This window comes from Parafrankia sp. FMc2, assembly GCF_041008525.1.
Taxonomy (GTDB): Bacteria; Actinomycetota; Actinomycetes; order Frankiales; family Frankiaceae; genus Parafrankia.
The window spans coordinates 1-2,445 of sequence record NZ_JBFLUG010000331.1 but is presented as its reverse complement, the minus strand read 5'-3'; the positions used below and the strand labels follow the sequence as shown (position 1 = coordinate 2,445).

The following is a 2,445-nucleotide window of genomic DNA, read 5'->3' as shown; positions in this document are numbered from 1 at the left end:
CGCCGAAGACCCACTTGTCGTTCCTGGACGGGTGGTGGCGGCCGAAGTAGCGTCGCGCGACCCACCTGCGGTTTTTCCGCTGGTGCTGGCGGCGGGCCCAGCTGTGGAGCCGGTTCCATAGCCAGTGGTCGAGGGCGGCGAAGGTCGCCTTCGATACTCCGGTGCGGTAGTAGGCCGCTTGTCCCCGGATGATTGGGTTGAGGCGGTTGACCACGTCGGCTGCCGGACGGCCGCGCAACGCGTGGATCTCTTTCTTCAGCCGTCACCGGATGGTGACCAGCGACTCCTTACTGGGTTTGATCAGCAGTTTCGGGCCGTCGGCGGTGTGATACCGCCGGACGTTGAAGGACAGGAAATCGAACCCGTCTTCAATGGTCACGATGCGGGTCTTCGCCGGGTTGAGGCGGAGACCTTTCGGTGCCAGCCATGCTGTGAGTCGTTCCTGGACCAGGTCGGCCTGCTCGCGGCTGTGGCACAAAGCCACCAGGTCGTCTGCGTAGACGATCACGGCGGGGGTTCCCCGTTGCGTGTCTCCGTTCTTCTTGTGCCTGGTCCCGGCGGCTTCCTCGATGCCCTGGAGTGCTATATTCAAGAGCAACGGTGAATGACCCCGCCTTGTGGAGAGCCTTCTTTGGTCGGGGTGTACCGGCCCTTGTCGACCACACCGGCCTTCAGCCAGGCCCGGACCTGTTCCCGTGCGGGGAAGCCGTCGAGCTTTTCGAGTAGGTGGTTGTGGCCGAGTCGGTCGAATGCGGCTTCCAGGTCCGCGTCGAGGACCCAGGTGCGGGTGTTTCTCCCGCGTGCAACGTTCCAGATCATTGCGATCGCGTCGTGGCAGCCGCGGCCCGGTCGGAAGCCGTACTGTCTGGCGTCCAGCCGGGCTTCCCACTCGGGTTCCAACGCGTTACGCACCCGCTGCTGCTGGGCGCGGTCGGCGATGATAGGAATCCCGATTGGGCGTTGTTTTCCGCCTCTTTTCGGTATGTACACCCGCCGTACCGGCAGCGCCCCGCCAAGCGTGGTCTGGCGGTGCAGGAAGATCGCCAGTTCGGCTCGGCTCCGGGAGGTCAGGGCGACCCGCCCGTCGACGCCACCGGCACGGCGGCCGGTGTTGCGCTGGCTCACCTGCCGCACGCTGACCAGCGTGTTGGCTCGGCTGCGCAGCATGAGCTTCTGCAGGTTGCGCACCTGCTTCCAGTCGCCTGCCTGCGCCGCCTTGAAGATCCTCTGCCGTAGCCGCCGTACCTTGCTCTCCTCGGCGCGCCAGTCGATGGCGTCCCAGTCGAGTGGCTCCTCGGATCCGTTCACCATGGCGCGGGACACGTCGGCCGCCGCCATATCGACGGCAGTTGTGGTCATGTCCTGCTCCATGGCGCCTAACATGCTCCTCGGATTCCGGCGGTTCGTGGGCATCGATTCGTTCAAAGGGCTACCCGGCTCGCGTCAGCTTCCTTTCGGAACCCAGGCACCAAGCCTGGTATGCGGCCAGTTATACGGACACGGCCGGATGGAGGTCCAGCCACCTGCGCTCGTTTTCCTGTCGCCTTTCGGCGTGCCGCCGTTCGCTTCTCGAGCCATCCTGTCCCGCCACGGGATTCAGCCCCCCCTTACGGTCGGCTTACCGGGGACAGGTCAACTTCCCCGGACCGTAGCGAGGTTTCCGCGTTCCGCACGTGTGAGATACGACCGGTGTCGGGTGTCCTCTGTACCCCGGGGCCGTGGTGCCCGCACAGCCGGGCACATGCCCCCAGCTGCCACCGCCGTTTCCTAACGGCAGGCCCTAACCGCCGAACCAGCATCCCATCACCGGCGTTCTTTCTTAACGGGGCTTCCATCGAGGCTTCACCTTATTCACCCTTCCGGTCTTCCCCTTGCCTGTAGCCTGTGGATGGATCACCGGCCCTTGGGCTTCCCCCCGGGCTTCACACCCCGTGCATGGAGTGCACACACGACGCATGCCAGAGGCGGGGACGGGCTGTGAGCACTAGCCCGGAGCCGAATCGTCGATCACGTCGACCCTCCTTTCGTTCGGCTCACTCACACATTGCGACCTCGCGTCGCACCACGTGGAAGAAGTCCACGGCCAGCATCGTCGAGGCCTGCGTGCGCAGGAACTGCCGCCACGTCGTGTCGGTCTGCCGTTGCGGAGCCGGGGGCAGCCCCAGGGACGTCAGGACCCGGCGGATCGTGGAGGCACTCACCCAGTGACCGAGCTTGAGGAGCTCGCCCCGGATCCGCTGGTAGCCCCACGTCGTGTTCTCGGTCGCGAGCCGCTCGATGAGGGTCACGATCTCCGTGCCGTGTCAACGGCCAGTTCATGGTGGCTCTGGCACAAATTCCGTGACGGCCCGGTGGGCGGGCCGCACGAGGCGTCGTGGATCATGGCGAGTGGCTGTCCTTGACCCGATCCATGTCCTGTTCCCTCACTTCGTCGGCCTGGTCGTA

General features: G+C 65.4%; 3 protein-coding genes and 1 pseudogene. All 4 read right to left on the bottom strand.

The window, feature by feature from the left end; translation table 11 throughout:
- The coding region (locus AB1460_RS36895) for a group II intron maturase-specific domain-containing protein (RefSeq protein ID WP_368967167.1) at positions 1–238 on the bottom strand (238 nt) is incomplete at its 3' end.
- A 24-nt stretch (positions 239–262) separates the two neighbouring features.
- Positions 263–592: a reverse transcriptase domain-containing protein gene (locus tag AB1460_RS36890; protein WP_368967166.1), complete on the bottom strand. Its 330-nt coding sequence runs from the start codon at positions 590–592 to the stop codon at positions 263–265.
- On the bottom strand, positions 589–1,371 hold the full coding sequence (locus AB1460_RS36885; RefSeq protein ID WP_368967165.1) for a reverse transcriptase N-terminal domain-containing protein: 783 nt from the start codon (positions 1,369–1,371) through the stop codon (positions 589–591). The genes AB1460_RS36890 and AB1460_RS36885 overlap by 4 nt, the downstream gene beginning before the upstream one ends.
- A gap of 692 nt (positions 1,372–2,063) precedes the next feature.
- Positions 2,064–2,291 (bottom strand): annotated as a pseudogene (locus AB1460_RS36880) (transposase); the annotation flags it as partial.
- Positions 2,292–2,445 lie beyond the last annotated feature (154 nt).

Bases quoted from the DNA above. Each gene is read 5' to 3' on its own strand.
- AB1460_RS36885 (WP_368967165.1), bottom strand. From the start codon at position 1,371: ATGGAGCAGGACATGACCACAACTGCCGTCGATATGGCGGCGGCCGAC.